A 24,015-nucleotide genomic window follows, 5' to 3' on the forward strand; every position below is an offset into this window, starting at 1 on the left:
CGCCCGCCTCCGGGGCCCCTGCGGTCAGGACTTGGTCACGGAGAGGTCGTCCCCGTACACCGTGCCCTGGCCGTACCAGCCGTGCAGATAGACCGTGACCGCACCGCTGGAGCCGGTGGTGAAGGTCACCGACTGCTTGGTGTAGCCGCTCGACGAGCCCCAGGTGCTCGCCGTCGCACCGCCCCGGACGCCCAGGTAGGCGTAGTTCCCCTGGACGTAACCCTGCAGGGTGTACGTGGTGCCGGGGGCGAGGGTGAGCGTCTGCGCGCACTCGCCGGTCTGCGACGAGGTGGCCGCGACGGACAGCGCGTGCGTACCGCCGTGCACCGGCGAGGAGACGACCGCGCCACCGGACTGGCAGGTCCAGGGGCCCAGCGCGCCGGTCTCGAAGTCACCGTTGACCAGGGCCCCCGTGCCGCCGCCGGCACCGGCCACCGTCAGGGTGAACGAGGCCGCGTGGCTGAGGGTGCCGGAGGTGCCGGTGACGGTGACGGTGTACGTGCCGGGGGCCGCCGACGCCGAGGCGCTGAGCGTCAGCGCGGCGGAGCCGCCCGCCGTCACCGAGGCCGGGCTGAGCGTGGCGGTCACCCCGGCCGGGGCGCCGCCGGCGGTCAGCGCGACCGTCTGGGCGGCGCCCGAGGTCACCGCGGTCTTCACGGTGGCCGTCGTCGACCTGCCCGGCTCGACCGTGGCCGAGGAGGGGGTCACGGCCACCGAGTAGTCGTCGGTCACCGGGCCGCTTCCGCCGCCGGTGAACGGGGCGAAGGTGTGCGTGAAGTACCAGGTGTCCTGCGCGATGCCGGAGCAGGTGTCGCTCCCGCCGGTGCCGGGGCAGCCGCCGTTGTCGCGCTGGAGCGCCCAGAACGACAGGGTGCCGACGCCCTTGGAGACGGCCCAGTCGTACACCACGGGCGCGTTGGCCGTGGTGAAGGTCTCGGCGGGCCCGTAGTCGTCGATGCCGGGCATCTCGATGATGCCGGTCATGCCCCACAGCTGGGCGTCGGTCTTCGCCGGGTAGAGCTTCGCCAGCTGGCCCTTCAGACCGGTGATCGCCGTCTGGGTGTCCTTGGCCATGTCGTGCGCGGCGCCGTCGTAGTAGTCGAACGTCATGAGATTGACGACGTCGACCCGGGTGCCGTTGGACACCGCGTTCTTGAGGACCGCGAGACCGCTGCTCGCCAGACCGCTGGTCGTGGTGGGCAGGGTGTACGAGATCTGCAGCGGGCGCCCACTGGCGGCGGCCCAGTCCTGGACCTTCTTGAGCGCCTTGTTGCGGCGGTCGATGCCGGCGCTGTTCGTCAGCGAGTTGTCCTCGATGTCCATGTCGAGGCGGGACACGTCGTAGGTCGTGATGACCTTCTCGTACGCGGCGGCGATCGAGTCGACGTCCGTGCAGCTGTCGGCGATCTCGGTGCCGGTGTTGTCCGCGGTGTATCCGCCGAACGACGGGATCACGTCGCCGCCGCGCGAGCGCATCGTGGCGAAGTCGGCGCCGAACTCGGACTGGGCGATCGGCATGCTCGAATCGCCGTTCCAGTACGGGGTGCACGAGCCGCGGGCCTCCGTCTGGATGAAGGCCATGGTCAGGTACTTGGCACCGGACGCCTGGGCGAGCGCGGCCGGACTGTCGCCGTTCCACGCCTCGAAGTACGGGGCGAAGACATGGGCGGGCACGGGGGTGGCGGCCGTGGTGGCGGCCTGCGCTCCGGCGCCTGATCCGAGGACCAGACCTGCGGACGCGACGGCGGTGGCCAAGGCGCTCAGGACGGCGCCGAGTGTTCTTGGACGTCTCATGGGGCAGCTCCCAGCGGGGTGGGACAACGGGCGGACGCACGGCTCGGCCGCGCCCGGGGAGGGGCGCGGCCCGTTCCTGTGATTCCCGGCCGGGGGTCACATGCCGCACGGCGACGTACGACCGTGTGGCATGCCCATGATTGGTATGGACCAGATAACTGTCAACGTTCTTTACTGTTTCATTCCCCTTCCCCGTGCCGCTCCCCAACCCGCGCGGAACGACCGGGAGTTGAGCCGGACCGGCCGCTCAGGCGCGTCCCAGAGCCGCCCGCAGATACCCCGCCGTGCGGCTCTCCGGCGCCCGCGCCACCTGTACCGGGGGCCCCTCGGCGACGATCCGCCCGCCCAGGTCACCGCCGCCCGGACCGAGGTCGATCACCCAGTCCGCGCCCGCGACCACGGCCATGTCGTGCTCCACGACCACCACCGTGGCACCCGCCTCCACCAGACCGTGCAACTGGCGCATCAGCACCTCGACATCGGCCGGATGCAGCCCCGTCGTCGGCTCGTCCAGCAGGTACAGCGTGTGGCCCCGGCGCGCCCGCTGGAGCTCCGCCGCCAGCTTGATCCGCTGGGCCTCGCCGCCGGACAGCTCCGTCGCGGGCTGCCCGAGACGCAGATAGCCGAGCCCCACGTCCAGCAGAGTCCCCAGGCTGCGCGCGGCGGCCGGCGTCCCGGCGAAGAACCCGGCCGCCGACTCCACGGTCAGGTCCAGCACCTGGGCGATGTTCAGCCCGCGCAGCGTGACCTCCAGCGTCGGCGGGTTGTACCGCGCGCCGTGGCAGTCCGGGCAGGGCGCGTACGTGCTCGGCAGGAACAGCAGCTCCACCGAGACGAACCCCTCGCCCTGACACGTCTCGCACCGCCCGCCGGTCACGTTGAACGAGAACCGGCCCGCCCGGTACCCCCGCTCCCGGGCCAGGGGCGTGGCCGCGAAGAGCTTGCGCACCACGTCGAACAGCCCGGTGTACGTCGCCAGGTTGGAGCGGGGCGTACGCCCGATGGGCCGCTGGTCCACCTGGACGAGGCGGTCCACCGCGTCCAGCCCCTCGGCGCGCGCGTATCCGGCCGCCACCTGCTCCCGCTCGCCGGAGTCCGGGCCGGCGCCGCTGTCCGCGAGCGCACCCGCCAGCACCTGCCCCACCAGCGTCGACTTGCCGGAGCCGGAGACCCCGGTCACCGCCGTGAACACGCCCAGCGGGAACGACGCGTCCACCCCGCGCACGTTGTGCCGCTCCACCCCGCGCAGCCGCAGCCACCCCGAGGGTGCGCGGACCTCGCGCGGCTCGGGCGGCGCGTCCGGGAACAGGAAGCGCCTGGTGGCCGACTCCGCGACCCCGGCGAGCCCGGCGGGCGGCCCGCTGTGCAGCACCCGGCCGCCGTGCTCACCGGCCAGCGGCCCCACATCCACGAGCCAGTCCGCCCGCCGCACCACGTCCATCTGGTGCTCCACCACGAAGACGGTGTTCCCGGACTCCTTCAGCCGCCCCAGCACCGCGAGCAGCGCCTCGGTGTCCGCCGGATGCAGACCGGCGGACGGCTCGTCCAGGACGTACACCACACCGAAGAGCCCCGCGCGCAGCTGGGTCGCCAGCCGCAGCCGCTGGAGCTCGCCGGAGGAGAGCGTGGGCGCCGTGCGGTCCAGGCTCAGATAGCCCAGGCCCAGTTCGGTGACCGTCCCGATGCGGGCGAGCAGGTCCGCCGTCAGCACCCGGGCCGTCCCGTCGCCACCCGCCGCCGCGAGCACGTCGGCGAGTTCGGTCAGCGCCAGGCCCGCGAGCTCCGCGATGGTGCGCCCCGCGAACGTGACGGCCATGGCCTCCGGCCGCAGCCGGGTGCCCCCGCACACCGGGCAGGGCTCGCTGCTCAGGAAGCGCTCGGCCTTCGCCCGCAGCGTGGCGCTCTTCGAGTCGGCGAACGTGTGCATCACATAGCGCCGTGCGCTCATGTACGTGCCCTGGTAAGGCCGTTGGATGCGCCCCGCCTCGCGCACCGGATGGACGGTCACCACCGGCTGCTCGTCGGTGAACAGAATCCACTCCCGGTCGGCCGGGGCCAGCTCCCGCCACGGCCGGTCCACGTCGTAGCCGAGGGCGTCCAGCACATCGCGCAGGTTCTTGCCCTGCCAGGCCCCCGGCCAGGCGGCGATCGCGCCCTCCCGCACCGACAGGCCGGGGTCCGGCACCAGCAGTTCCTCGCTGGTGCGGTGGACCCGGCCGAGCCCGTGGCAGCCGGGACACGCCCCGGCGGCGGTGTTCGGCGAGAACGCGTCGGAGTCCAGCCGCTCGGCCCCCGCCGGATAGTCCCCGGCCCGTGAGAACAGCATCCGCAGCGAGTTGGACAGCGTGGTCACCGTGCCCACGGACGAGCGGGCGCCCGGCGCGGATCTGCGCTGCTCCAGCGAGACGGCCGGCGGCAGCCCGGTCACCTCGCCGACGGCGGGCGCGCCGACCTGGTGGATCAGCCGCCGGGCGTAGGGGGCCACGGACTCGAAGTAGCGGCGCTGCGCTTCCGCGTAGATCGTGCCGAAGGCCAGCGAGGACTTGCCCGAGCCGGACACGCCGGTGAAGACGGTGAGGGTGTCGCGGGGGATGTCGACGTCGGCGTTCCGCAGATTGTGCTCGCGGGCGCCTCGGACCCGGACGTACGGATCGTGGGGCGAGGTCATGGGGGAGGTGGTCTCCGTACTCGGTGCGGGTCTGTCCTGCGGCCGGTGGCCGTGCCGGTTCGCCGGACGGTGCCGCCGCTTGGTTTGCTGGGCACATGGGAAACGACGTCCGGCCGGTGGCCGTGTTCGATCTCGACGGTACGCTCGCCGACACCACGCACCGGCAGCACCATCTGGAGGGCCGCCGGAACTGGGCCGCCTTCTTCGCCGCCGCCGTGGACGACCCGCCGCTGGAGGAGGGCGTGCGGCTGGCGCTGAGCAGTGCCGAGGAGTGCGAGACCGTCTACCTCACGGGGCGCCCGGAGCGGTGCCGCGAGGACACCGTGGCCTGGCTCGCCCGACAGGGGCTGCCCGAGGGGACCCTGCACATGCGGCGCGACGGCGACCGCCGGCCGGCGCGCCGGACCAAGCTGGAGATCCTGGAGCGGCTCGGCCGCGACCGTACGGTGCGCATGCTCGTGGACGACGACGAGCTGGTCTGCGACGCCGCCGAACTGGCCGGGTTCACCGTGGTGCGCGCCCGCTGGACCCCGGCCTCGCCCGCTCTGAAGGACGCGCAGGAGCGCGAGGGGCGCACCTGAACCGGACGCGCCCGGGCGGGGTGACGGGCCTGCGCGTCACTTCGGGTCGTCGAGCCGGAAGCCCACTTTCAGGCCGACCTGGTAGTGCGCGATCCGGCCGTCCTCGATCTGCCCGCGCACCTGGGTGATCTCGAACCAGTCGAGATTGTGCAACGTTTCCGAGGCTCTTGCGACACCGTTGCGAATCGCCTCATCCACGCCCTCCTGGGAGGTTCCTACGATTTCGGTGACGCGATACGTGTGATTTGACACGGTTTGTCTCCTCTCGTCCCTACCAAGGTGCCCTACCTCGGCCCGGTTCGCGAGAGGTCGCGGACGCCACGGGTGTCCGGACCGGCGCTTGACCAACGTATTGGTCCATACCAAAATCCAGCCACGCCCGTGCGAGCGCAGTTCGCAGTCCCCCACACCGGGTCCGCAAATGTCGTCCTGCCGTTCCGCAGAAGGTGAACCGTGAAAAACCGCATGCTCGTCGGAGCTGTCGCCCTTATTTCCACTGCTGCGCTGGGTGGCTGCGGTGTGCTCCCCGGAACCGGCGGCTCCGGGGATCAGAAGGTGACGATCTGGCTGATGAAGAACAGCGTCACCTCCGACTTCCTGGACCGCTTCAAGAAGTCGTACGAGGAAGAGCACTCCTCGGTCGAACTGGAGTTCAAGATCCAGGAATGGGGCGGCATCGGCCCCAAGGTCCTGGAGGCGCTCGCCGGCAAGGACACCCCCGACGTCATCGAGGTCGGCAACACCCAGGTGGCCCAGTACGCCGAGAGCGGCAACCTGCGCGACCTCACCCTGGAATCCATGCGTGACCTGGGCAGAGAGGACTGGCTGCCCGGTCTCGCCGAGCCGGGAAGCATCGGCGGCGTCCAGTACGGCATCCCGTGGTACGCGGCCAACCGCGTGGTGATCTACAACAAGGACATCTTCGAGGACGCGGGAATCAAGAACCCGCCGAAGACGCGCGCGCAGTGGATCGCCGACACCCAGAAACTGAACCGCGACGGAATCCAGGGCATGTATCTGCCGGGGCAGAACTGGTACGTCCTCGCCGGGTTCATCTGGGACGAGGGCGGGCAACTCGCCAGCGACGACGAAGGCGACTGGGAGGGCACTCTCGACACGTCGGCCGCGCTCAAGGGCATGCAGTTCTATTCCGAGCTCCAGGCGCTGGGCGACGGCCCCAAGGACGCCGACGAGGAAAAGCCCCCGCAGGCCAATGTGTTCGCCGAGGGGAATGTCGCCCAGATCATCTCCACCCCCAGTACGGCGACCCTGATCGAGAAGAAGAACCCCGAACTCAAGGGCAGGCTCGGCTACTTCCCGATTCCCGGCAAGACCGCCAAGGCGCCCGGCTCGGTGTTCACCGGCGGCTCCGACCTGATCGTCCCGCAGAAGTCCGACCAGCGCTCCGCCGCCTACGAGGTCATCAAGGCGCTCGCCGGGGCCGAGTGGCAGGAGGAGCTGGCCAGGACGATGAGCTACGTGCCCAACAAGCCCTCCCTCGCCCATGTCATCGAGGGCGAGGAGAGCACCGCCGCCATGGCCGAGGGCGCCGCCCAGGGCCACGCCACGCCCAACTCCCCGCAGTGGGCCGCGGTCGAGGCCGACAACCCGATCAAGGCGTACATGACGGCCGTCCTCCAGGGCGGTGACCCGGCGACCGAGGCGAAGGCCGCCTCCGAGAAGATCACCTCGGTGCTCGCCGGCAGCTGACCCCCGGTACGGGTACGGGACCGGACACCGCCGGCCCCGTACCCGTGCCGTCCCGGTCAGTCCACCGTGGACAGGGACAGCGCGAACCGGTCCCCGGAGTCCGTCCACCAGTGGGCCAGGCGGAGCCCCGCCCCGGCCAGCTCGCCGCGCACCCCGTCCTCGCGGAACTTCGCGGACACCTCGGTGCGCAGCTCCTCACCCGCCTCGAACGGCACCACGAGATCCAGCTCCGGGATCTTCACCGTCAGCGACCGGCGGGCCCGCAGCCGCATCTCGATCCACTCCTCCCGGGGATTCCACCGCGCCACGTGCGCGAAGTCGTCCGGTACGAAGTCCGCGCCCAGCTCCCGGTCCACCACCGACAGCACGTTGCGGTTGAACGCCGCCGTCACCCCCGCCGCGTCGTCGTACGCCGCGACGAGAACCTCCTCGTCCTTCACGAGATCCGTGCCCAGCAGCAGCGTGTCCCCGGGCGCCAGCAGAGCGCGTACCGACTTCAGGAACACCGACCGCTCACCCGGCAGGAGATTGCCGAGGGTGCCGCCCAGAAACGCCACCAGCCGGGGCCCGGGCGTCGTGGGCAGCGAGAGACCGGCCGTGAAGTCGGCGATCAGCGCGTGCACGGACAGCCCCGGCCGCTCCGCCAGCAGGGCCTCTGCCGCCCCGCGCAGCGCGCTCTCGCTGACGTCCACCGGCACGTAACTGTGCAGGTCCGGCAACGCGTCCAGCAGGTGGCGGGTCTTCTCCGAGGAGCCGGAGCCCAGCTCGACCAGCGTGCGGGCGCCGGACGCGGCGGCGATCTCGGCCGCCCGGTCGATCAGGATCTCCCGTTCGGCGCGCGTCGGGTAGTACTCGGGGAGCCGGGTGATCTCCTCGAACAGCTCGCTTCCCCGGGCGTCGTAGAACCACTTGGGCGGCAGCGTCTTCGGGCGCCGGGACAGCCCGTGCAGCACATCGGCGCGCAGCGCCGCGTCCGTCGCGTCCTCGGGCAGGGTGCGGGTCAGCAGGAAGGGACTCACGTGCGGGGCTCCTTCAGCGGGGTCAGCAGGACATCGCCGGCGGTCGCGGTCAGCAGGGTGCGGTCGGCCACCTCGTACCAGCGGGGATCGTCGTCGTACGGCTCCGAGGCGACGACCGTGTGCCGGCCGGGCTCGGTGAGATGCCACAGGGTGTCGCCCCACGCGGTCGCCACGATCGCGCGGCCGTCGGTGAGCAGCAGATTGAGCCGGGACGCGGGGGAGGCCTCGGCGACCTCCAGCACGGTGTCCGCCACGGCCTGCGCGAGCGCGTCGCCCGCCGCGAGCCGGTGCCGGACCAGGGCCCACACGAGGGCGGAGTCGCTGCGGGCGGTCAGCCGCAGCAGCTCGGCCGGGGGCAGGGTGGCCGCCACGGACGCCATCGAACCGGGCCAGTCCCGCACCGCGCCGTTGTGGCTGAACAGCACCCGGTCCGCGGCGAACGGCGCCGCGGCCGCCTCGCCGTCCGGATCGGCGCCGGTCGCGTCCCGGACCGCGGCCAGCAGGGCGTGGCTGCGGACCACCCGGACCAGGTCGGCGAAGGTCTGGTCGCCCCAGACGGGGCCCTGGCGCCGATAGCGTCCCGGGACCGGGTCGCCCTCCGCGTACCAGCCGACCCCGAAGCCGTCCGCGTTGACCGTGCCGTGGCGCTGGCGCCGGGGCGCCCAGGACTGCCGCACCAGGGAGTGCGCCGGGCGCGACAGCACCTCGCCCAGGGCGACCGGCGGCCCCAGGTAGGCGATGTGCCGGCACATCAGAGGTCCCTCGCGGTGCGGAACCCGGCGAAGATCTGCCGCCGGACCGGCAGGTCCCAGTTGCGGAACGTGCCCCGGCAGGCCACCGCGTCCACCGCGAACGAGCCGCCCCGCAGCACCTTGTGCTCCGGACCGAAGAAGACCTCCGAGTACTCGCGGTACGGGAACGGGGTGAATCCCGGATACGGCAGGAAGTCGCTCGCCGTCCACTCCCACACGTCACCGATCAGCTGACCCGCCCCGCACGGCGCCCGCCCGGCCGGGTACGCCCCGGCGGGCGCGGGCCGCAGATGGCGCTGCCCCAGATTGGCCCGGTCCGGCGTCGGGTCCTCGTCGCCCCACGGATAGCGGCGCGAGCGCCCGGAGACGGGATCGTGGCGCGCCGCCTTCTCCCACTCCGCCTCGGTCGGCAGCCTGCGGCCCGCCCAGCGCGCGTACGCGTCGGCCTCGTACCAGCTGACGTGCACCACCGGCTCGTCGTCCGGCACCGGCTCGGTCACCCCAAAGCGGCGCCGCAGCCACTGCCCGGCCTCCCGGTGCCAGAACAGCGGGGCGGCGAGGTCGTGCTCCCGGACCATCGCCCATCCCGCGGGCGCCCACCAGCGCCGCTCGCGGTAACCGCCGTCCTCGATGAACGCCCGGTACGCACCGCACGTCACCGGGGCCGTGTCGAGGACGAACCCGGGCACGTCCCGCCGGTGCGCGGGCCGTTCGTTGTCCAGCGCCCACGGCTCGGCCGACGTGCCCATGGTGAACGGGCCGCCGGGCACCAGGACCTCCGTGGGCAGCGCCGGGGCGTCGTCCGCCGGGCGCGGCGGCTCCGGGGCCGTCAGGGCGGCCGGACCGGAGCGCAGCTGATGCGTGATCAGCATCGTCTCGTCGTGCTGCTGTTCGTGCTGAGCGATCATCCCGAAGGCGAAGCCGGACCTGACCAGCGCGGGCCCGTCGCCGAGCGGGGCGGATTCCAGCACGTCCAGCGCCCTGCCGCGCACCTCGGAGGCGTACGAGCGGGCCTCGTCGGGCGCCAGCAGCGGCAGGGAGGGCCGGGTGGCGCGCGGATGCTCGAAGGCGTCGTACAGTCCGTCGATCTCCGGGCGCATCGCCTCCCGGCCCGCCACACCGCGCAGCAGCCACAGCTCCTCCTGGTTGCCGATGTGCGCCAGGTCCCAGACCAGCGGCGACATCAGCGGCGAGTGCTGGGCGGTCAGCTCGTGGTCGTCCACGCAGCCCGTGAGCAGCGCGGTGCGCCTGCGGGCGGTGAGCAGCGCGGCGAGCGCGCGCTCGCGCAGCGCCTCGGCGTCCCCGGCGTGCGGGGGCGCGGGGGATTCGGTCATGACAGGGTCCCCTTCGGAAGGGCCGGGCGGCGCGCCCCGCCCGTGGTGAGCAGGTCCCGCAGGTCGTCGGCCGGGCATCTGCCCCGGGCGACGAAGCGGTCGTGGAAGCCGGCGACCGCGTCCCGCACCGCGGCGCTCGCGCCCAGCCGGGGCAGCGCCTCCAGGACGAGCCGGAAGCAGACGTCCGCCGCCTGGCGCAGCTCCGGATCGGCCAGGCCGTCGCGGGCGGCCGCGGTCCACAGCGGATTGCGCGGAGCGGCACCCGCACCGGCCGTCTCGGCGAGCGGTTTCACGGTCCGGTAGGCCGTCTCCGCGGCCTCCGGGTCGTCGAACAGGGCGGTCGTGACGGCGAGGGGCACGATCCAGCCGTCGTCACCCGGTTGCGCGTCGATCATGCGCAGCTCCAGGTGCCCGCGCGGCCGGGCCGGCGGGAACAGCGTGGTGACGTGGTAGTCGAGGTCGCTCCGGTCCGGGCGTCCGGGCGCCCCGGACCGGATCCAGTCGCGGAAGGTGAGCCCGTCCGGCACCTGCCAGGGCCCGTCGCCCCGTACGCACAGCACGGGCGTGTCCAGGACGTGCGCGGCCCAGGCGTCCCGGGGCGGCAGCAGCCCGTCCGGGGCGAGGGTCCGCTTCGGGTCGAGGGTGGCCCACAACGCCTGGCGGGTGGAGCGCCAGGGCGTCGGCCCGCCCCCCTGGAACGGCGAGTTGGCGAAGGCCGCCACGAGGACGGCGCCCAGCAGATGGGCGAGCCGCCAGCGCCGCGCGTACCCGAGCGGGCCGGGCTCCTCCTGCCCGGCGTCCAGGCAGACCTGGACCGACGCGGTGGTGCACATCATGGCGCGGCCTGCCGGGCCCCACCGGTCGAAGGCCTTCTCCATGGCCTCGTACCGGGGCGCGCGCAGGAGCCGGCGCGGTGTCTGCCAGGGATCGACGCCCACGCCCGCCGTGACCAGGCCCAGTGAGCCGAGGGCGGCGCGAACGGCGGCGAGATCGGCGGCGGTGTCCTCGACACACGCCATCAGGGAAGCGGCGGGGCGCGAGCTGAGTTCCAGCTGGCCGCCGGGTTCGAAGGTGAGCGCCGCGCTCAGGGGCAGCGCCCGGACGGCCGTTGCGGCCGCCTCCAGCAGGTGGGGCGGGACGGTGCGGTGCGGGTGGTCACGGTCCTGCAGCAGCCATTCCAGCTCGACGCCCACCGTGCGCGGCGGTCCCGTCTTGAAACAGATGCCGCGCAGTAAATCCTCCGCCTCGCCCTCACCGAGGGGCGGGGCCTGACCGGGGGGCGGACCGTGGCCGCCGGGTGTCTCGGATGACATGCCGGGCCTCCTTGTTCCGGTGCGTCCGTCCTACCCAAACCGCTGCTGAGGCATCGCACAAGAGCGCCTTCTTCGCCGGATATTCGCTTGCGTGTCCGAGAGAAGAACGCCGATCATGCCCCGTATGCACCATAAGGGGGAGGGCCCGTGAGCGCCCGGCTGCGCGGCATCGCGCGCGAGACGGAGGCCATCGTCCGGGCGGGTTCGTACCGCTTGGGAAACGGCCGTGAGATCAGCATCGAGAAGGACGTGGCGGCGGCCCTCGCGGGTACGCGGCTGTACGGCCCCGAGCCGGTGCCGGCGGCCCCCGGCCGGGACCGGACCCCGGCCATCGAGGTCACCGGCGAGAGCAGCCTCCAGGCAGCCGCCCGGATGACCCGCGAAGGGCCCGGCGAGGTCGCCGTGCTCAACTACGCCTCCGCCCGCAACCCCGGCGGCGGCTACCTCAACGGAGCCCAGGCCCAGGAGGAGGCCCTGTGCCGGGGCTCCGCGCTGTACGCCACGCTGCTGCGGGTGCCCGGTTTCTACGCCCACCACCGCGCCGAACGCGACGCGTTCTACACCGACCGGGTCATCCACTCACCCGGCGTGCCGGTCTTCCGCGACGACCGCGGACGCCTGCTCGACGCCCCGTACCGGGCCGGATTCCTCACCTCGCCGGCCCCCAACGCCGGGGTCATCCGCGCCCGCACCCCGCAGGAGGCCCACGGCATCCCGGCCGCGCTCGCCGCCCGGGCCGAACGGGTGCTGGAGGTCGCGGCGGTGTGCGGCTACCGCCGGCTGGTCCTGGGCGCGTGGGGCTGCGGCGTCTTCCGCAACGACCCGGCGGAGGTGGCGGGCGCCTTCCGCGCGCTGCTCACCGGAGAGGGCCGGTTCGCGGGCCACTTCGAGCAGGTCGTCTTCGGCATCCTGGGCCGCGACGACACGCCCGTCCGAGTGGCGTTCGACCGGGTGTTCGCCGACCGGGGGCGACCCTCACCCTGAGGTCGAGGGTGAGGGCCGGGCCCGTCGGTCACGGGTGAGGACCGCCCGCCCAACGCCCTCACGCCCAGCCGTAACGCTCCCTCAGCCGCCCGACGACCAGGTCGAACCTGGCCCGGTCCAGGGCGCACGCCTCGCGCCGCATCCCGTCCTCGTGCACCCGCAGGACCCGGTCCAGATCCACCCAGGACTGACGCCCCGAGCTGTCCCAGGGGCCCGCGCCCAGCGCCACCCACTCCCGGTCCATGTCGTGCTGCTTGCTGGACAGCTGCACGGCCAGCAGCGTGCCCGCCGCCTCCCGCGCCACGACCAGGACCGGCCGGTCCTTGCCGCGCCCGTCGTTCTCCTCGAACGGCACCCAGGTCCAGACGATCTCCCCGGGGTCGGGTGCGCCGTCCCGGTCGGGGGCGTACGAGGTGCGGACCGGGCCCACGTCCCGGGGGTCGGCCTCGGAAGTGGCTGCGGAACCGGCCCGGCCGGGGAAGGCGGCCGGTTCGTCGTACCTGTCGTTGCGGTGCTGGATCGTCATCGCAACACCCTAGGCGGTCCGCCCGCGCAGCCTGCGCGCCGGTGTGCCGCGAGGGTCTGGAAGACTGCCCGGAGCCATGAGTCAGTTACCCGATCAGCCCGCCGAAGGCCCCGTGCCGACCAGCGCCGACGTGGCGCGGCTCGCCGGCGTCTCCCGGGCCACCGTGTCCTACGTCCTCAACAACAACGCACAGGTGCGGATCAGCGACCAGACCCGCCGCCGGGTACGGGAAGCCGCCGACGAACTCGGCTACGTGCCCCACGCCGCCGCCCGCACCCTGCGCGCCGGCCACTCGCGCATGGTGCTGCTGCCCACCGGCAACCTGCCGACCGGGCCGCTGCACCTGCGCTTCCTGCGCGATCTGGAGGCGGGGCTCCGGCGCCTCGACTACACGGTCGTCCAGTACGGCTCGCTCGGTCTCGACGCCGACGCCGCCGCCCGCGCCTGGGCGGAACTGCGCCCCGCCGCCGTCATCGTGCCCGGCTCCGTCCCCCTCGCCCCGCGCGGCACGGCCGTGCTCCGGCGCTCCGGGGCCAAGGCGGTCATCACCCTGGGCCCCCATCCGGTGGAGGGGGCCCACGCCCTGATCATGGATCAGCGGGAGGTCGGCGGCAGCGCCGTGCGCCACCTGCTGGAACGCGGCAGGCGCCGCATCGGCGTGGTGATGCCCGAGGACCCGGCCACCGCGCTCTTCGCCGCCCCGCGGCTGGCCGGCGCCCGGGAGGCCGCGCTGAACGGCGGCGGCCACGTCGAGGTGCTGCCGCTGCGCTACGAGGAGGAGTCGGCCGCGTCCCTGGCCGCCCGCTGGCCCGCGCTCGGCCTGGACGCCGTCTTCGCGTACGACGACACCTACGCGATGCTCCTGATGCGGGCGTTCCAGGACGCCGGGATCGGCATACCCACCGAGGCCGCCGTGGTCGGCGCGGACGACTCCATGCTGGGGCGGCTGCTGCGGCCGAGGCTCAGCAGCGTACGGATGGAGCTGGCGACCGCCCAGCCGCTGGCCGACCTGGTGGACCGGCTCGTCCGCCACCCCAGGACCCCGCCCGAGCGCCACGACCTGCTGCGCGCCCGCACCGTACGACGGGAGTCCAGCTGAGCGGCCGACGACGTGCGCCACGCCCCGCCCGTGCCTAGCGTCATGACCATGAGCCATCCGCAGAGCTACGAAATCCTCATCGTCCCCGAGTTCACCGACGACAAGGCCCCCGCGACCGGAGAAGGCGCGACGGGGGCCAGCGTCAGGGGCGCGGCGGCCGAGGGGTCCGACGGCGGAGGACCGGGTGCCGCCATCCGGTCGGCCGTGGTCACCGCCACGGGTGAGACGGGCGAGACCGGCTACCCCCGGTACGCGGGCGACGGCATGGTGGCGGACATCGACCCCAGGACCAAGGCCGTCGAGGGTCTGCTCGTCGACGGCTCGGAACTCGCGTACGGGCTCTCGGCCCGGGTCGCGGAGCGCGGCACGGACAGCTGAGGCCGCCCGCCGGCGAGGGCGGCGCTACTGCTGCCCCTCCGCCTTGGCCTTCTGCTCGGCCTCGACGGCCTTGCGCACCTCGTCCATGTCCAGATTCCTGGCCTGGCCGATGACGTCCTCCAGGGCCGCCTCCGGCAGCGCGCCGGGCTGCGCGAAGACCGCCACGTTGTCCCGGACGATCATCAGCGTGGGGATCGACCGGATGTCGAAGGCCGCCGCCAGCTCCTGCTGCGCCTCCGTGTCGACCTTCGCGAAGACCAGGTCCGTGTGGCGCTCGGACGCCGCGTCGTACACCGGGGCGAACTGCCGGCACGGGCCGCACCAGGAAGCCCAGAAGTCGATCAGAACGAACTCGTTGTCGCTGACGACCTGGTCGAAGTTCTCCTTGGTGAGCTCTACGGTGCTCATGCGTTGCTCCCTCTTTCTGCCCGTATGAGACGTGTCCGGGTCAACGGTGCCCGTTCTCGTGCTATTCCGTGCCTGCCCATGTGGCCGACGTCCACACCCCCCGCCAGAATGGGCCGCATGACACATGGAGCGGAGCCTGTCGCGTACGACGTGGTGGTCATCGGAGCGGGTCCGGTGGGTGAGAACGTGGCGGACCGGGCCCGGGCCGCCGGGCTGACCACCGCGGTGGTCGAGTCCGAACTGATCGGCGGTGAGTGTTCCTACTGGGCGTGCATGCCGAGCAAGGCGCTCCTGCGCCCCGTCGTCGCCCGCGCCGACGCCCGCCGCGTCCCCGGCCTGAGCGGAGCCGTCCAGGGACCGCTGGACGCCGCTGCCGTCCTCGCGCACCGAGACGAGTACGCCTCGCACTGGAAGGACGACGGGCAGGTCGCCTGGCTCGACGGCATCGGCGCCGACATCTTCCGCGGCCACGGCCGGCTGACCGGCCCCAAGCAGGTCGCCGTCACCGCGCCCGACGGCACGGAGCACCGGCTCACCGCCCGGCACGCCGTCGCCGTCTGCACGGGCAGCAAGGCCGTGGTCCCCGGCCTGCCCGGCATCGAGGACGCCCGCCCCTGGACCAGCCGCGAGGCGACCAGCGCCAAGGAGGTCCCCGGCAGGCTCGTCGTGGTCGGCGGCGGAGTCGTCGGCGTCGAGATGGCCACCGTGTGGAACGCGCTCGGCGCGAAGGTCACCATGCTGGTACGCGGAGAGGGGCTGCTGCCCCGGATGGAGCCGTTCGCCGGTGAGCTGGTCGCCGAGGCGCTGACCGAGGCCGGAGCGGAGATCCGTACCGGCGTCTCGGCCACCGCCGTACGCCGCGCGGACGGCGACGGCCCGGTCACCGTGGAACTCAACAACGGCGAGAGCGTGGAGGCCGACGAGGTCCTCTTCGCCACCGGCCGCGCCCCGCGCACCGACGACCTGGGCCTGGAGACGGTCGGCCTGGAACCCGGCTCCTGGCTCACCGTCGACGACACCTGCCGGGTCGAGGGCACCGACTGGCTCTACGCGGCCGGCGACGTCAACCACCGCGCGCTCCTGACCCACCAGGGCAAGTACCAGGCACGCATCACGGGCGACGCGATCGGGGCCCGCGCGCAGGGCAAGCCGCTGGACACCGCCCGCTGGGGCGCCCACGCGGCGACCGCCGACCACGCGGCCGTCCCCCAGGTCGTCTTCACCGACCCGGAGGCCGCTTCGGTGGGCCTCTCCCTGGCCGAGGCCGAACAGGCCGGCCACCGCGTCCGCGCCGTCGACTACGACCTCGCCTCCGTGGCCGGTTCGGGGCTCTACGCGGACGGCTACCGGGGCCGCGCCCGCATGGTCGTCGACCTCGACCGCGACGTCCTGCTGGGCGTCACGTTCGTCGGCCCCGGCATCGGCGAACTGCTCCACTCGGCGACGATGGCGGTCGCGGGGGAGATCCCCGTGGACCGCTTGTGGCACGCGGTCCCGTCGTACCCGACGATCAGCGAGGTGTGGCTGAGGCTGCTGGAGACGTACCGCGGGTAGCCGCCGCCCGACGGGACGAGCGGCCGTCCGACGCGCTGGAACCCGCGCGTCGGACGGCCGCTCAGCTCTGTCAGGGCGAACGGAACGCCTGCGCCGCCGGAACGCCTGCGGCGCCCGAACGCCTGCGGCGCCGGCGTGAGGGCGCGGACCCACGGCCGCGCGGTCCGTGGACGGCTCGGCCGCAGCCGGCACCCGGCCGGCGCCGGTCAGCGGGCCGAGCCGGGCCCCGCCCGCGCGCACAGGCCGGGCGACGCGCGCCGGATCGCGCGCACTCACCCCGTCCAGCCCGCACCCCACCAGCGCCCCGACCCCGGTCCCGCAAGGCGGGCACGGGCCGACGGCCCCGGTAGGCGCAGCGATGGGCGGGAGCCCGCCAAGCGGTCACCGGCGGGCTCCCGCCCGGGCTACGAGGCCCACTCGACCTGGTAGTACTTCAGCGAGGCGTCCTCACCCACGAGGCTCATCCCGGCCGCCGCCATGACGCGTTGCGAGGCACTGTTGCCGATGTCGGCGTCCCCGCGCACCCGCGCGACGCCCTGCTCCCGGGCGAACCGGAGCAGCGCCCGAAGCGCCTCGGAGGCGTAACCATGTCCGCGCGCCGATTCCACGATCCCGTATCCGATCGTGACGCCGCCCCGCTGGTCCGGCGCGCCGTGGAAGCCGATACCGCCGATGACCGTGCCGTCGGCGCGGAGCCGTATCTCGTACGAGCCGAAGGGGCTGGGATCGCCGCTCTCCGCACATGCGGCCAGGAAGCGGGCGGCGGCCCCCTGCTCGCCGGGGGAGGGGTGGCCGGGAGCCCAGCGCGCACCGGCCGGCGGTGAACCCGCGGCGACGTGCTCGGCGTCGGCGGGGGTCATCGGATGCAGCAACAGGCGCGGCGTCTCGAGATCGGTCATGGCCTGTGGACTATCACGCGACCGCCGGGTCCGGCACCCGGAATACGCCGGGTGCCGGGACGCGCTCACGCCGGACCGAGGTCACCGCTGAGCGCGGCGGCCAGCCGCAGCTGTGTGTCCGCCTCGGCCTGCCGCCCCTGGCGCTCCAGGGTCCGGCCGAGCATCAGGCGGGCGTAGTGCTCCACCGGGTCGCGCTCCAGAACCGCGCGAAGCTCCGTCTCGGCCCGCCCGAGGCTCGCCGAGTGGTAGTAGGCGCGGGCCAGCAGCAGCCGGGGCGCGACCTGCTCCGGGACCTCCTCGACGAGTCCGCGCAGGATGCGGGCCGCGGTCCCGTACTCCTTCGCGTCGAAGAAGAACCCCGCGCGCTCCCAGCGCTCGGCGGCGGTGCCGAACTCGTAGTAGCCGTCGCTCATGTCGTCTCCTCGGTCGGGCGGATGTCCGGTCCGCACAACACCGACGAGTGGTTTAATATTCCACTAATCATTCGGCGTGGGTGCCGCCCGCCCCCGCCCGCAGCGGAATAGGTTGAGCGCCATGAGCAATCTCGATCGCCAGGCCGTCCCCACCGTCTGCGGGGGCCGGGGCTTCGTCGTCGCGGAGCCCGTACGTGAACTGCTCGCCCCGCGCAAGGTGCGGCTTGGAGAGTCCACCGAGGTCCGCCGGCTGCTGCCCAACCTGGGCCGCCGGATGGTCGGCGCCTGGGCCTTCGTGGACCACTACGGCCCCGACGACATCGCCGACGAACCCGGGATGCAGGTGCCGCCGCACCCCCACATGGGCCTTCAGACCGTCAGCTGGCTGCACGAGGGCGAGGTCCTGCACCGCGACAGCCTCGGCAGCCTCCAGACGATCCGCCCGCGCGAACTGGGCCTCATGACGTCCGGCCGCGCGATCAGCCACTCCGAGGAGAGCCCCGAGCGGCACGCCGCCCTGCTCCACGGCGCCCAGCTCTGGGTGGCCCTCCCGGACGCGCACCGCTTCACCGAACCCCACTTCCAGCACCACAGCGACCTCCCCGAGGTCACCGCGCCCGGCCTCACGGCCACGGTGATCCTGGGCGACCTCGACGGTGCCACCTCGCCCGGCACCGCGTACACCCCCATCGTGGGCGCCGACCTCTCGCTGACCCGGGGCGCGCGGGCCCGCCTCCCCCTGGACCCCGACTTCGAGTACGCCGTGCTCTCGATGTCCGGCGAGGCCGAGGTCGACGGCGTCCCGGTCCTCCCCGGCTCCATGCTCTACCTCGGCTGCGGCCGCACCGAGCTCCCGCTCCGCGCGGAGTCCGACGCGGGCCTGATGCTCCTGGGCGGCGAGCCGTTCGAGGAGGAGCTGATCATGTGGTGGAACTTCGTGGGCAGGACCCAGGACGAGATCGCCCGGGCCCGCGAGGACTGGATGGGCGGCGACCGGTTCGGCACCGTACACGGCTACGACGGCCCGCCGATCCCCGCGCCGGCGTTGCCGGACGTGGCGCTGAAACCGCGGGGGCGGGTGCGCTGAGCCGCGGCACGCTCGCGGCCGGGCGGGGTCGTCTCGTCCGCGCCGGCGGGTGTCCGTGCGTGCCCGGACGGGAGCTGACTTGCTGGCGACTTTCCTGATGGGGCGTCAGGTGCGTTCGGCTGCCACCGGCAGTCCTGCCGCCCAGCCGCGCCCGCCGGCTGTCCGGCGGGCGCTGGGATCAGGGGCGCGCGGCGCCGGCGGCGGGTTCCGCCGGGCTGACGCGGGCGGGCGGAACGGGTGACGGCGCTCCCTTCCCGGCGGGGTCGCCGGTGCGCAGGCCGAAGGCGGTGAGTGCCGCGGCGACGGCGGCTGCCGCGGCACACACCAGGAACGCGGTGCTGAAGCCGCTGCCCAGGGCGTCCAGGGCCAGGCCGTGGGCCGCGGAACCCGGAGCGCCCGGGGGCAGGCTGTTCACGGCGATGGGGCCGCCCGCCGCGGCGACCTCCCGCGCCGCGGCGGTCTCCGCGGCGGGCAGGGCGGCGCCGGAGAGCTTCGTCGCGAACGCCGACCCCGCATTGCTGAGGGCGACCGCGCCGACGACGACGGGGCCGAGGGCGAACCCGAGGTCGCGCAGCATGTTGGTGGTGGCGCTGGCCATGCCCGCCAGGTGCGGGGGCACGCTGTTCAGCGCCACGGCCGTGACCGAGCTGACGGTCAGGGCGAAGCCGATGCCGATCAGCAGGGCGGGCGCGACGAACGCGCCGAGTCCCGGGTCGGTGACGTCCAGCCGGGCGCACAGCAGGCAGCCCACCGTCATCAGGGCGAACCCGCAGGTCAGCAGCCAGGACGCGGCGACCCGGTGCAAAAGCCGCGAGACGACGGGGATGAGCAGGAAGGCGGGGCCCTGGAGGAGCAGGAAGGGGACCGCGACGCGGATCGGATCCTGGTGCTGCACCGGCCCCAGCCACATGCTCGTCGCGAAGCAGGCACCGAGGAAGGCGAGCATGCCGATGACCGCGGCGATGGACGACACGGTGAAGGCCCGGTTGCGGAACAGCTTCAGGTCGAAGATCGGGGAGTCGGCGCCCAGTTCGACCAGTACGAACCCGGCCAGGAAGCACGCGCCGAGGGCCAGGGAGAGCATGACGGGCAGGGTGGTCCAGCCGGACTCGGGCCCCTCGACGGCGCCGTACAGCACCAGGATGAGACCGACGGCGAAGGTGATCTGGCCGGGCATGTCCAGCCTGCGGCCCTCGGGCGCTTTCGACTCCGCGGTCAGCGCCAGGGTGAGCACCATGCTGACCAGGGCGAGACCGACGAGCACCCAGAAGGAGCCGCGCCAGGACCCGATCTTGGCGAACATGCCGCCGAGCAGGGGGGACACGGCGGCGCCGGCGGACAGGAAGCCGCTCCAGACGGCGACGGCGTGCGCCCGGTGCCGCACGTCGCGGGTCACCGCGGTGAGCGCGGTGAGCGAACCGGGGAACATGGCGCCGGCGCCCAGTCCGTTGAGGGCGGCGCCGGCCCACAGCACCTGGATGGTGGGCGCGAGCGCCGCCACGGTGCTGCCCGTGGCGACCAGGGCCGTGCCGGCCGCGACGAGCCTGCGCCGGCCGAACAGGTCGCCGAGGACGCCGAAGGTGAACTCGAAGCAGACCACGGCGATCATGAACGCGGCGGTGATCCAGGTGAGCTGCGATCCATGGGTGTTCAGGTCCTGCTGGAAGAGCCCGTTGAGCGAGGCCGGCAGCGCGTTCGCGACCTGGGCCACGAAGACCGCGCCGCAGGCCGCAGCCAGTGTTCCCGCGTAGCCCGGTGTCCGGGCGGCCCCCGCGGTTGGGCCCTGGGACATGGCTGTCCCGTTGTTGAGCGTCATTGCTGTTCTCCCTGGCTGGGAAAGTGGGCGTCCCGGAAGCGGGAACCCCGAAGAGCGTGGAAGGGCTCGGCTCCGCGTGCGGTGGGGGAGAGGACGCGACGAGAGCCGGCGCGATGCCGTGGAGAATGACACTTCGCTTTACTGCGCGTCAATGAAATGAGCGCGAAATAATCATTCTGTTCGTAGCGTATGGCTGTGCGCCGGGGCCTACGGCTGGTCGGCCAAGTCCCTCTCGAGCGAGTGCGCGGCGGCCTCCAGCGTGGCCACCAGGGAGCGCAGGCGCTGCGGGTCGTAGCGCACGCTGGGCATCGAGACGGAGAGACCGGACAGCGCGCTGCCGTCCCCGTCGCGCACCGGGACGCCGATGGCGACGAGACCGCGTTCGGACCGCTCCCGGTTCACGGCGAAACCGCTGCGGCGCACGCGCCTGAGCTCCGTGCGCAGCCGCGCCAGGTCGGGGCGGTCGGCCGGGTCGTCGCGGTGGCGCTCGGGGGCGTACACCTCCTCCAGCTCCTCGTCGGCCAGGTCGGCGAGCAGGAGGAGCCCCGCGGTGGTGCGGTGGGCGGGGAAGACCATCCCCTCCCGGGACCCGACCCGAAGGGCCTGCCGGCATTCCACGCTCGCGATGAACCGCACCGTCCCTCCGGTACGCACGATCAGGTTCGTGGTCTCGTCGAGGAGCGCGACCACCCGGTGCAGGTGGGGGAGGGCGGCGGTGCGCAGCCGTGACACGAGTGACTGGGAGTGGGCGGCCAGCTCCAGCACCGGGCCGGCGCGGTAGACGCGGTCCTCGCCCCGCACCGCGAAGTCCCGGTAGACGAGCATCGCCAGGATGCGGTGGGCCGTCGACCGGGCGACACCGAGGCGCTCCGCGAGCTGCGCCACGGTCGCGCCGCCCTCCATCTGCAGGATGGTCGCCGCTCGCAGCGCGTGGTCCACGCTCGCGATGGGGTAGGGCGGCGGCGTCTTCAGCGGTTTGTCCATCGGTGACCCTCACATTCTGCTGTGCAGAATACACATGTTCTGTCAGCAGACGCCGTGCACGCTGACTGCGTGACTGAGTCCTCCCTCACCCAAGACAACGCAACGGGCACCCCGGTGCGGCTCCAGGCCGTCACCGCCGAGGGGCAGCCCGAGGTCACCCCGGCGCTCGAGGAGCTGTACCGGGGCTTCGAGCGGGAACTGCTCGTCCCGCTGTGGACCGAGATCGGCGACCTGATGCCGGCCCACCCGCGCTCGCGCGCCGCGGCCCACCTGTGGCGCTGGGAGCGGCTGCGCGAGCTCGCCGCGCAGGCCGGCGCCATCGTGCCGGTCGGGCGGGGCGGGGAGCGCCGTGCGATCGCGCTGGCCAACCCGTCCCTCGGCGGCAGGCCCTTCGCCACGCCGACCCTGTGGGCGGCCATCCAGTACCTCATGCCCGGCGAGGACGCCCCCGAGCACCGCCACACCCAGCACGCCTTCCGCTTCGTCGTCGAGGGCTCGGGCGTATGGACCGTCGTCGGCGGCGACCCCGTGCCGATGAACCGCGGTGACTTCCTGCCGCAGGCGGGCTGGAACTGGCACGCCCACCACAACGCCACCGCCGAGCCGATGGCCTGGATCGACGGGCTGGACATCCCGTTCCAGTACGTCACCGAGGCGCAGTTCTTCGAGTTCGGCCGCGACGGGATCAGCGACGCCGAGCGGATCACCCCCGACAGGTCCCGTTCCGAGCGGCTGTGGGGCCACCCCGGCCTGCGCCCCCTGTCGGCCACGCCCGCCACGCCCGGCAGCCCCCTGCTGTCGTACAAGTGGGAGTACACGGACGCCGCCCTGCGTGACCAGTTGCTGCTGGAGAAGGAGGGCTTCGGCGGTACCGTCGAGCCCGGCCACGCCGCGGTGCGGTACTCCAACCCGCACGACGGCAGCGACGTCCTGCCGACGATCCGCGCCGAGTTCCACCGCGTCGCCCGCGGCGCCGAGACAGCGCCGCTGCGCGAGACCGGCTCCTCCGTCTACCAGGTCTTCGACGGATCCGGCGTGGTCACCGTCGGCGACACGTCCTGGACGGTCACCCGCGGTGACCTGTTCGTCGTCCCGTCCTGGGAGCCGTTCTCCGCGAGGTCCGAGGCCGGCGCGACCGACTCCGACTCCCGCTCCCTCGATCTGTTCCGCTTCTCCGACGCGCCCGTCTTTGAAGCGCTGAAGCTCGACCGCACCCAGAAGGACGCCTGACCATGAAGCTCGCCACCCTCCGCACCGCCGACGGGACCCGGGCGGTCCGCGTCGACGGCGACACGCTCGTCGACCTCGGGTACGCCGACCTGGGCGCACTGTTCGCCGAGGACGACTGGCAGGGCAGGGCCGCCGCCGCGTCCGGCACGGCCTACCCGGTCGACGGCGCCGACTTCGCGCCGGTCGTCCCCAATCCCTCCAAGATCGTCTGTGTCGGCCACAACTACACCAACCACATCAAGGAGATGGGACGGGAGCTGCCCAGCCACCCGACCCTGTTCCCGAAGTTCGCCGACACCCTGATCGGCGCGAACGACGACATCGCCAAGCCGGCCGAGACCGACGCCCTCGACTGGGAGGTCGAACTGGCCGTCGTCATCGGCAAGCAGGTCCGGCGCGCCGACGAGCAGCAGGCCGCCGACGCCATCGCCGGCTTCACCGTCATGAACGACATCTCACTGCGCGACTGGCAGTTCCGCACCATCGAGTGGACCCAGGGCAAGATCTGGGAGGCCACCACCCCGGTCGGACCGTACGTCGTCACCCCCGACGAGGTCGGCGGCGTACGCCCCGCGCTCGAGGTGAAGACGGTCGTCGACGGCGAGGCCGTGCAGGGGGACGACACCGGCACGCTGTTGTTCGACCCGGTCTTCCTGGTGCGGTACATCTCCACCGTCATCACCCTGCGCCCGGGCGACATCATCGCCACCGGCACCCCCGCCGGCGTCGGCAACGCCCGCGACCCGAAGGTGTTCCTGCTGCCCGGTCAGACCGTGGTCACCGAGATCGCCGGCCTGGGCGCCTGCTCCAACAAGGTGGTCGAGGGATGACCGGCGTTCCGCGCACCCTCGCCGACGCGCGCGCCTGGGCCGGTACCGGCACCGAGCTGCTGCTCGACGCCGTCGCGGGACTGGACGAGGACGCCTTCTCGGAGGCCGGCCTGCTGCCGGACTGGACGCGCAAACACCTGGTGGCGCACGTCGCGGCCAACGCCGACGCGCTCGGCAACCTGGTGCACTGGGCGGCCACCGGCGAGGAGAAACCCATGTACGCCTCCGCCGAGGAGCGCGCCGCCGGCATCGCCAAGGGCTCCGCTCTCCGCGCCGACGAGCTCCGCTCCTGGCTGGCGGCCTCCGCGCACGAGCTGGCGGCGGGACTGGACGGGCTCACCGACGAGCAGTGGGAACGCCAGGTCGTCACCGCCCAGGGCCGCACCGTCCCCGCCACCGAACTGCCGTGGATGCGGGCCCGCGAGGTCTGCGTCCACGCCGTCGACCTCGGCACCGGCGTCGTCACCTTCGCCGACCTGCCGAAGGGCTTCCTGACCGCGCTCGTCGCCGAGATCGCGGCGAAGCGCGGACTGACCGAGCTGCCCGACGGACCGCTGCCGGAGGTCGCCGCCTGGCTGGCGGGCCGGCCCCACACGCTCGCCGGCGCCCCCGCGCTCGGCGCCTGGCTGTAAAGGA

At 73.3% G+C, this 24,015-nt stretch carries 23 protein-coding genes; 10 read left to right on the top strand and 13 right to left on the bottom strand.

The genetic code is table 11. From position 1 onward, the window contains the following. Positions 1–24: 24 nt before the first annotated feature. Together FKN01_RS20645 and FKN01_RS20650 are read right to left on the bottom strand one after the other, a co-directional pair. On the bottom strand, positions 25–1,794 hold the full coding sequence (locus FKN01_RS20645) for a glycosyl hydrolase family 18 protein (RefSeq protein WP_260696957.1): 1,770 nt from the start codon (positions 1,792–1,794) through the stop codon (positions 25–27). Positions 1,795–2,041: 247 nt separating this feature from the next. Beyond that, a complete protein-coding gene (locus FKN01_RS20650; protein WP_143622748.1) occupies positions 2,042–4,462 on the bottom strand; it encodes an excinuclease ABC subunit UvrA in 2,421 nt (806 codons plus the stop codon). A gap of 95 nt (positions 4,463–4,557) precedes the next feature. Between FKN01_RS20650 and FKN01_RS20655 the strand changes: the two genes are divergently transcribed. After that, positions 4,558–5,043, top strand: coding sequence for a hypothetical protein (locus FKN01_RS20655; RefSeq protein WP_143622750.1), 486 nt, complete (start codon positions 4,558–4,560; stop codon positions 5,041–5,043). Between the two features lie 36 nt (positions 5,044–5,079). Here FKN01_RS20655 and FKN01_RS20660 read toward each other — a convergent pair whose 3' ends face one another. Then, positions 5,080–5,295, bottom strand: a complete 216-nt coding sequence (locus FKN01_RS20660; RefSeq protein ID WP_143622752.1) for a dodecin — start codon at positions 5,293–5,295, stop codon at positions 5,080–5,082. A 201-nt stretch (positions 5,296–5,496) separates the two neighbouring features. Between FKN01_RS20660 and FKN01_RS20665 the strand changes: the two genes are divergently transcribed. Further along, a complete protein-coding gene (locus FKN01_RS20665) occupies positions 5,497–6,753 on the top strand; it encodes an extracellular solute-binding protein (RefSeq protein WP_143622754.1) in 1,257 nt (418 codons plus the stop codon). Positions 6,754–6,809: 56 nt separating this feature from the next. Here the strand turns inward: FKN01_RS20665 and egtD are convergent, their stop codons facing one another. The 4 genes from egtD to egtA are packed head-to-tail and all read right to left on the bottom strand — an operon-like array spanning position 6,810 to position 11,171. Next, the gene (egtD, locus tag FKN01_RS20670; protein ID WP_143622756.1) at positions 6,810–7,772 is read right to left on the bottom strand and encodes an L-histidine N(alpha)-methyltransferase; all 963 of its coding nucleotides are present in this window, start codon (positions 7,770–7,772) and stop codon (positions 6,810–6,812) included. Then, entirely contained in the window at positions 7,769–8,524 is a 756-nt protein-coding gene (egtC, locus tag FKN01_RS20675) for an ergothioneine biosynthesis protein EgtC (protein ID WP_143622758.1), read from the bottom strand. The genes egtD and egtC overlap by 4 nt, the downstream gene beginning before the upstream one ends. Continuing rightward, positions 8,524–9,858, bottom strand: a complete 1,335-nt coding sequence (gene egtB / locus FKN01_RS20680) for an ergothioneine biosynthesis protein EgtB (RefSeq protein WP_143622760.1) — start codon at positions 9,856–9,858, stop codon at positions 8,524–8,526. The genes egtC and egtB overlap by 1 nt, the downstream gene beginning before the upstream one ends. Further along, positions 9,855–11,171 (bottom strand): ergothioneine biosynthesis glutamate--cysteine ligase EgtA, encoded by a 1,317-nt coding sequence (gene egtA / locus FKN01_RS20685; protein WP_143622761.1) that lies wholly within the window; start codon positions 11,169–11,171, stop codon positions 9,855–9,857. The genes egtB and egtA overlap by 4 nt, the downstream gene beginning before the upstream one ends. 147 nt (positions 11,172–11,318) lie before the next feature. On the opposite strand from egtA, the gene FKN01_RS20690 reads away from it, so the two are divergent. Continuing rightward, positions 11,319–12,155, top strand: coding sequence for a TIGR02452 family protein (locus FKN01_RS20690; protein ID WP_143622764.1), 837 nt, complete (start codon positions 11,319–11,321; stop codon positions 12,153–12,155). A 58-nt stretch (positions 12,156–12,213) separates the two neighbouring features. On the opposite strand, the gene FKN01_RS20695 is transcribed toward FKN01_RS20690, so the two are convergent. Further along, entirely contained in the window at positions 12,214–12,681 is a 468-nt protein-coding gene (locus tag FKN01_RS20695) for a type II toxin-antitoxin system PemK/MazF family toxin (protein WP_143622766.1), read from the bottom strand. 76 nt (positions 12,682–12,757) lie between these two features. On the opposite strand from FKN01_RS20695, the gene FKN01_RS20700 reads away from it, so the two are divergent. Further along, entirely contained in the window at positions 12,758–13,780 is a 1,023-nt protein-coding gene (locus FKN01_RS20700) for a LacI family DNA-binding transcriptional regulator (RefSeq protein WP_143622768.1), read from the top strand. A gap of 42 nt (positions 13,781–13,822) precedes the next feature. After that, positions 13,823–14,158: a hypothetical protein gene (locus FKN01_RS20705; protein WP_143622770.1), complete on the top strand. Its 336-nt coding sequence runs from the start codon at positions 13,823–13,825 to the stop codon at positions 14,156–14,158. A 24-nt stretch (positions 14,159–14,182) separates the two neighbouring features. Here the strand turns inward: FKN01_RS20705 and trxA are convergent, their stop codons facing one another. Further along, positions 14,183–14,566, bottom strand: coding sequence for a thioredoxin (trxA, locus tag FKN01_RS20710; protein ID WP_143622772.1), 384 nt, complete (start codon positions 14,564–14,566; stop codon positions 14,183–14,185). 117 nt (positions 14,567–14,683) lie between these two features. On the opposite strand from trxA, the gene FKN01_RS20715 reads away from it, so the two are divergent. Continuing rightward, on the top strand, positions 14,684–16,120 hold the full coding sequence (locus tag FKN01_RS20715; RefSeq protein WP_260696958.1) for an NAD(P)/FAD-dependent oxidoreductase: 1,437 nt from the start codon (positions 14,684–14,686) through the stop codon (positions 16,118–16,120). Between the two features lie 404 nt (positions 16,121–16,524). Here FKN01_RS20715 and FKN01_RS20720 read toward each other — a convergent pair whose 3' ends face one another. Together FKN01_RS20720 and FKN01_RS20725 are read right to left on the bottom strand one after the other, a co-directional pair. Continuing rightward, the gene (locus tag FKN01_RS20720; RefSeq protein ID WP_143622774.1) at positions 16,525–17,019 is read right to left on the bottom strand and encodes a GNAT family N-acetyltransferase; all 495 of its coding nucleotides are present in this window, start codon (positions 17,017–17,019) and stop codon (positions 16,525–16,527) included. A 65-nt stretch (positions 17,020–17,084) separates the two neighbouring features. Next, the gene (locus FKN01_RS20725; RefSeq protein WP_143622776.1) at positions 17,085–17,432 is read right to left on the bottom strand and encodes a tetratricopeptide repeat protein; all 348 of its coding nucleotides are present in this window, start codon (positions 17,430–17,432) and stop codon (positions 17,085–17,087) included. Positions 17,433–17,553: 121 nt separating this feature from the next. Between FKN01_RS20725 and FKN01_RS20730 the strand changes: the two genes are divergently transcribed. Further along, positions 17,554–18,519 (top strand): pirin family protein, encoded by a 966-nt coding sequence (locus FKN01_RS20730; protein WP_143622778.1) that lies wholly within the window; start codon positions 17,554–17,556, stop codon positions 18,517–18,519. Between the two features lie 178 nt (positions 18,520–18,697). On the opposite strand, the gene FKN01_RS20735 is transcribed toward FKN01_RS20730, so the two are convergent. Next, on the bottom strand, positions 18,698–20,335 hold the full coding sequence (locus tag FKN01_RS20735) for an MFS transporter (RefSeq protein ID WP_143622779.1): 1,638 nt from the start codon (positions 20,333–20,335) through the stop codon (positions 18,698–18,700). A 207-nt stretch (positions 20,336–20,542) separates the two neighbouring features. Next, entirely contained in the window at positions 20,543–21,319 is a 777-nt protein-coding gene (locus tag FKN01_RS33595; protein WP_143622781.1) for an IclR family transcriptional regulator, read from the bottom strand. Between the two features lie 69 nt (positions 21,320–21,388). On the opposite strand from FKN01_RS33595, the gene FKN01_RS20745 reads away from it, so the two are divergent. Genes FKN01_RS20745 through FKN01_RS20755 form a run of 3 tightly spaced genes read left to right on the top strand, consistent with a single transcriptional unit; the run spans position 21,389 to position 24,011 of the window. Further along, positions 21,389–22,549: a cupin domain-containing protein gene (locus tag FKN01_RS20745; protein ID WP_143622783.1), complete on the top strand. Its 1,161-nt coding sequence runs from the start codon at positions 21,389–21,391 to the stop codon at positions 22,547–22,549. Between the two features lie 2 nt (positions 22,550–22,551). Beyond that, positions 22,552–23,379: a fumarylacetoacetate hydrolase family protein gene (locus FKN01_RS20750; RefSeq protein ID WP_143622784.1), complete on the top strand. Its 828-nt coding sequence runs from the start codon at positions 22,552–22,554 to the stop codon at positions 23,377–23,379. Then, complete coding sequence (locus FKN01_RS20755) at positions 23,376–24,011, top strand: maleylpyruvate isomerase N-terminal domain-containing protein (protein WP_143622786.1); 636 nt, start codon at positions 23,376–23,378, stop codon at positions 24,009–24,011. Before FKN01_RS20750 ends, FKN01_RS20755 begins: the two co-directional genes overlap by 4 nt. Positions 24,012–24,015 lie beyond the last annotated feature (4 nt).

Origin of the sequence: Streptomyces sp. 130, assembly GCF_007096885.1 — a bacterium.
Classification (GTDB): domain Bacteria; phylum Actinomycetota; class Actinomycetes; order Streptomycetales; family Streptomycetaceae; genus Streptomyces.

Bases quoted from the DNA above. Each gene is read 5' to 3' on its own strand.
- FKN01_RS20735 (WP_143622779.1), bottom strand. From the start codon at position 20,335: ATGACGCTCAACAACGGGACAGCCATGTCCCAGGGCCCAACCGCGGGG.
- FKN01_RS20720 (WP_143622774.1), bottom strand. From the start codon at position 17,019: ATGACCGATCTCGAGACGCCGCGCCTGTTGCTGCATCCGATGACCCCC.
- FKN01_RS20730 (WP_143622778.1), top strand. From the start codon at position 17,554: ATGAGCAATCTCGATCGCCAGGCCGTCCCCACCGTCTGCGGGGGCCGG.
- FKN01_RS20655 (WP_143622750.1), top strand. From the start codon at position 4,558: ATGGGAAACGACGTCCGGCCGGTGGCCGTGTTCGATCTCGACGGTACG.
- FKN01_RS33595 (WP_143622781.1), bottom strand. From the start codon at position 21,319: ATGGACAAACCGCTGAAGACGCCGCCGCCCTACCCCATCGCGAGCGTG.
- egtB (WP_143622760.1), bottom strand. From the start codon at position 9,858: ATGACCGAATCCCCCGCGCCCCCGCACGCCGGGGACGCCGAGGCGCTG.
- FKN01_RS20750 (WP_143622784.1), top strand. From the start codon at position 22,552: ATGAAGCTCGCCACCCTCCGCACCGCCGACGGGACCCGGGCGGTCCGC.
- FKN01_RS20700 (WP_143622768.1), top strand. From the start codon at position 12,758: ATGAGTCAGTTACCCGATCAGCCCGCCGAAGGCCCCGTGCCGACCAGC.
- trxA (WP_143622772.1), bottom strand. From the start codon at position 14,566: ATGAGCACCGTAGAGCTCACCAAGGAGAACTTCGACCAGGTCGTCAGC.
- FKN01_RS20695 (WP_143622766.1), bottom strand. From the start codon at position 12,681: ATGACGATCCAGCACCGCAACGACAGGTACGACGAACCGGCCGCCTTC.
- FKN01_RS20650 (WP_143622748.1), bottom strand. From the start codon at position 4,462: ATGACCTCGCCCCACGATCCGTACGTCCGGGTCCGAGGCGCCCGCGAG.
- FKN01_RS20715 (WP_260696958.1), top strand. From the start codon at position 14,684: ATGACACATGGAGCGGAGCCTGTCGCGTACGACGTGGTGGTCATCGGA.
- FKN01_RS20725 (WP_143622776.1), bottom strand. From the start codon at position 17,432: ATGAGCGACGGCTACTACGAGTTCGGCACCGCCGCCGAGCGCTGGGAG.
- egtA (WP_143622761.1), bottom strand. From the start codon at position 11,171: ATGTCATCCGAGACACCCGGCGGCCACGGTCCGCCCCCCGGTCAGGCC.
- FKN01_RS20705 (WP_143622770.1), top strand. From the start codon at position 13,823: ATGACCATGAGCCATCCGCAGAGCTACGAAATCCTCATCGTCCCCGAG.
- egtC (WP_143622758.1), bottom strand. From the start codon at position 8,524: ATGTGCCGGCACATCGCCTACCTGGGGCCGCCGGTCGCCCTGGGCGAG.
- FKN01_RS20645 (WP_260696957.1), bottom strand. From the start codon at position 1,794: ATGAGACGTCCAAGAACACTCGGCGCCGTCCTGAGCGCCTTGGCCACC.
- FKN01_RS20755 (WP_143622786.1), top strand. From the start codon at position 23,376: ATGACCGGCGTTCCGCGCACCCTCGCCGACGCGCGCGCCTGGGCCGGT.